The organism is Streptomyces sp. sk2.1 (assembly GCF_008120935.1).
In the GTDB taxonomy this organism is placed as follows: Bacteria; Actinomycetota; Actinomycetes; order Streptomycetales; family Streptomycetaceae; genus Streptomyces.
This window is the reverse complement of sequence record NZ_RDBO01000037.1, coordinates 1-3,452: the sequence shown is the minus strand read 5'-3', so window position 1 is coordinate 3,452 and position 3,452 is coordinate 1. Positions and strand designations below refer to the sequence as shown.

The window sequence follows — 3,452 nt, the reverse complement described above, 5'->3', positions numbered from 1 at the left end:
TTGGGGTTGGTGGCTCCGGGTGTTGCGGGTGAGTTGTATGTGTCGGGTGTGGGGTTGGCGCGTGGGTATGTGGGGCGTGCGGGTCTGACGGGTTCGCGGTTTGTGGCGGATCCGTATGGTCCGGCTGGTTCGCGGATGTATCGCACGGGTGATGTGGTGCGGTTGTTGGCGGATGGTCAGGTGGAGTTCGTGGGTCGTGCCGATGATCAGGTGAAGATTCGGGGTTTCCGGGTCGAGCCGGGTGAGGTGTCGGCTGTGGTGGCTGGTTGTGCGGGGGTTGCGCAGGCGGCTGTGGTGGTGCGTGAGGACGGGGTTCTGGGTGCGCGGTTGGTTGCGTATGTGGTGCCTGAGTCGGGTGGTGTTGATGTGGTGGCGCTTCGTGGGGTGGTTGCGGGGCGGGTGCCGGATTACATGGTGCCGTCGGCGTTCGTGGTGATGGATGCGTTGCCGTTGACGGTGCATGGGAAGTTGGACCGGCGGGCGTTGCCGGAGCCGGAGTTGGTGGTGGGGGGTCGTGGGCCGAGGAGTGCGCGGGAGGAGATTCTGTGCGGTCTGTTCGGTGAGGTGTTGGGGTTGTCGGGGGTGGGGGTCGAGGACGGGTTCTTCGATCTGGGTGGTCATTCGTTGCTGGCGACGCGTCTGGTGAGTCGGGTGCGGTCGGTGCTGGGTGTGGAGTTGCCGATCCGGGCGCTCTTCGAGAACCCGACGGTGGCCGCGCTGGACCGGGTCCTGGACGAGGCCGCCCGCGCCCGCACCGCCCTGGTGCCCGTACCCCGGCCGGAGACCGTTCCCCTTTCCTTCGGCCAGCGCCGGCTCTGGTTCCTGGAGCGCTTCGAGGGCGCCGGGGGCAACGTCTCCCTGGCGGTCCGGCTCTCCGGCGCGCTCGACGCGCAGGCGCTGCGGCTGGCCCTCGGCGACGTCGTGGCCCGCCACGAGGCGCTGCGCACCGTCTTCCCCGACGACGACGGCATACCGCACCAGCGGGTGCTCGACTTCTGGGTGCCCGGCCTCGGCATCGTCGACGTGACCGAGTCCGGGATCGAATCCGCCGTGCAGGACTTCGGTTCGCTGCCCGTCGACCTCGCGGTCGACCCGCCGCTGCGCGCCCGGGTCCTGCGGCTGGGCGAGCGGGACCACGTACTGCTGGTCGTGCTGCACCACATCGCGGCCGACGGCTGGTCGCTGGCCCCGCTGGCCCGGGACCTGTCGGCCGCGTACACCGCCCGTGCGGCGGGCGGCGTCCCCGAGTGGGAGCCGCTGCCGGTCCAGTTCGCGGACTACACCCTGTGGCAGCGCGAGGTGCTCGGCGACGAGACCGAGCCGGAGAGCCCGATCGCCCGCCAGCTGAGCTACTGGTACGAGGCGCTGGCCGAGCTGCCCGACGAGATCGAGCTGCCGGCCGACCGGCCCCGTCCGCAACTGCCCGGCTACCGCGGCGGATCGGTGGAGTTCGGCTTCGACGCGGCGCTGCACGGTGAGCTGACCGCGCTGGCCAAGGAGGCGAACGTCAGCCTCTTCATGGTGCTCCAGGCCGGTCTCGCCGCCCTGCTGACCCGGCTCGGCGCGGGCACCGACATCCCGCTCGGCACCCCGGTGGCGGGCCGGACCGACGAGGCGCTCGACGACCTCATCGGCTTCTTCGTGAACACCCTGGTGCTGCGCACCGACACCTCCGGCGACCCGACCTTCCGGGAGCTGCTGGACCGGGTCCGGGACACGGACCTGGCGGCCTACGCCCACCAGGACGTGCCGTTCGAGCGGCTGGTGGAGGTCCTCAACCCGCCCCGTTCGCTGGCCCGGCACCCGCTGTTCCAGGTGATGCTGGCCCTGCAGAACACGCCGGACGGCACGCTGCGGCTGCCCGGCCTGGACGTCACCCCGCTGCCGCCCGCCCCCGCCGACGCCAAGTTCGACCTCGGCATCGAGCTGGTCGAGCGCCAGGACGGGGCCGGCGGCCCCGGCGGGATCCAGGGGCTGGCGCACTACAGCGCCGACCGGTTCGACCACGGCACCGTGCAGGCGCTGATGGACCGGTTCGGACGCTGGCTGGCCTCCGCGGTGGCGGCACCGGACACCCGGATCGGCGCGTTCGACGTGCTGTCCACGGACGAGCGCGACACCGTGCTGCACCGCTGGAACGCCACCGACCACGCCCTGCCCGCCGGCACGCTGCCGGACCTCTTCGAGGCACAGGCGGCCCGTACCCCCGACGCCACGGCGGTCGTCGCCGCCACCGGGCAGGAGCTCGACTACGCGGAGCTGAACCGCCGGGCGAACCGCCTGGCACGGCTGCTGATCGAGTACGGCGCGCGCCCCGAGACCCTGGTCGCGGTCGCCGTGCCGCGCTCGGTGGAATGGCTCGTCGCCCTCCTCGCCGTCTCCAAGGCGGGGGCCGGCTACCTGCCGGTCGACCCGGGCCAGCCCGCGCAGCGCATCGCCCACGTCCTCGGCGACGCGGGGCCCGTCCTGGTCCTCACGTCCGGCGACGACCCCCGCGTCCCGGCCGGCGAGGCGTACCGCACGCTGCCGATCGCCGAGGGCGAGCGGCTCTGCGCCGGGTACGACGCCACCGATCCGACCGACGCGGAGCGCGGCGCCGCCCTGAGGCCGGAGCACCCGGCGTACGTCATCTACACCTCGGGCTCCACCGGGCTGCCCAAGGGCGTGCTGATCACGCACGCCAGCATCGGGAACCTCGCGGCGGTGCACATCGACCGGCTGGGGATCGACGCGGACAGCCGCGTCCTGCAGGCGGTGTCCACCACGTTCGACCCGTCCGTCGCCGACACCGTGATGGCACTGCTGGCCGGTGCCGCGCTGGTGCTCGCCGACCCGGAGCGGCACGTCGTGGGCGACCAGCTGGCCGAGGCCATCTCCACCCACGGCGTGACCCACCTCCAGCTGGCCGCCCCCGTGCTGGCCACGATCCCGGAGGCCGGTCTGGACACGCTGCGCTGCGTCGTCACGGGCGGCGAGGCGTGCTCGGCCGAACTGGTGGCGCGCTGGGCCAGGGGCGGACGCAAGGTCGTCAACGCCTACGGGCCCACCGAGATGACCGTCGCGACCACCATGACCGAGCCGCTGACCGGCGACACCACTCCGCCGATCGGTCGTGCGGTGTGGAACACGCGGGTGTATGTGTTGGATGGTGCTTTGGGGTTGGTGGCTCCGGGTGTTGCGGGTGAGTTGTATGTGTCGGGTGTGGGGTTGGCGCGTGGGTATGTGGGGCGTGCGGGTCTGACGGGTTCGCGGTTTGTGGCGGATCCGTATGGTCCGGCTGGTTCGCGGATGTATCGCACGGGTGATGTGGTGCGGTTGTTGGCGGATGGTCAGGTGGAGTTCGTGGGTCGTGCCGATGATCAGGTGAAGATTCGGGGTTTCCGGGTCGAGCCGGGTGAGGTGTCGGCTGTGGTGGCTGGTTGTGCGGGGGTTGCGCAGGCGGCTGTGGTGGT

General features: G+C 71.8%; 1 protein-coding gene and 1 pseudogene. Both read left to right on the top strand.

Translation table 11 applies throughout. The annotated features are described in order from the left end of the window. Positions 1-135 precede the first annotated feature (135 nt). A pseudogene (locus EAO76_RS47575) lies at positions 136-456 on the top strand (CDA peptide synthetase III); the annotation flags it as partial. Between the two features lie 126 nt (positions 457-582). Continuing rightward, positions 583-3,452 (top strand): amino acid adenylation domain-containing protein (locus EAO76_RS14095; RefSeq protein WP_262375465.1); only part of this gene is annotated, 2,870 nt, incomplete at its 3' end.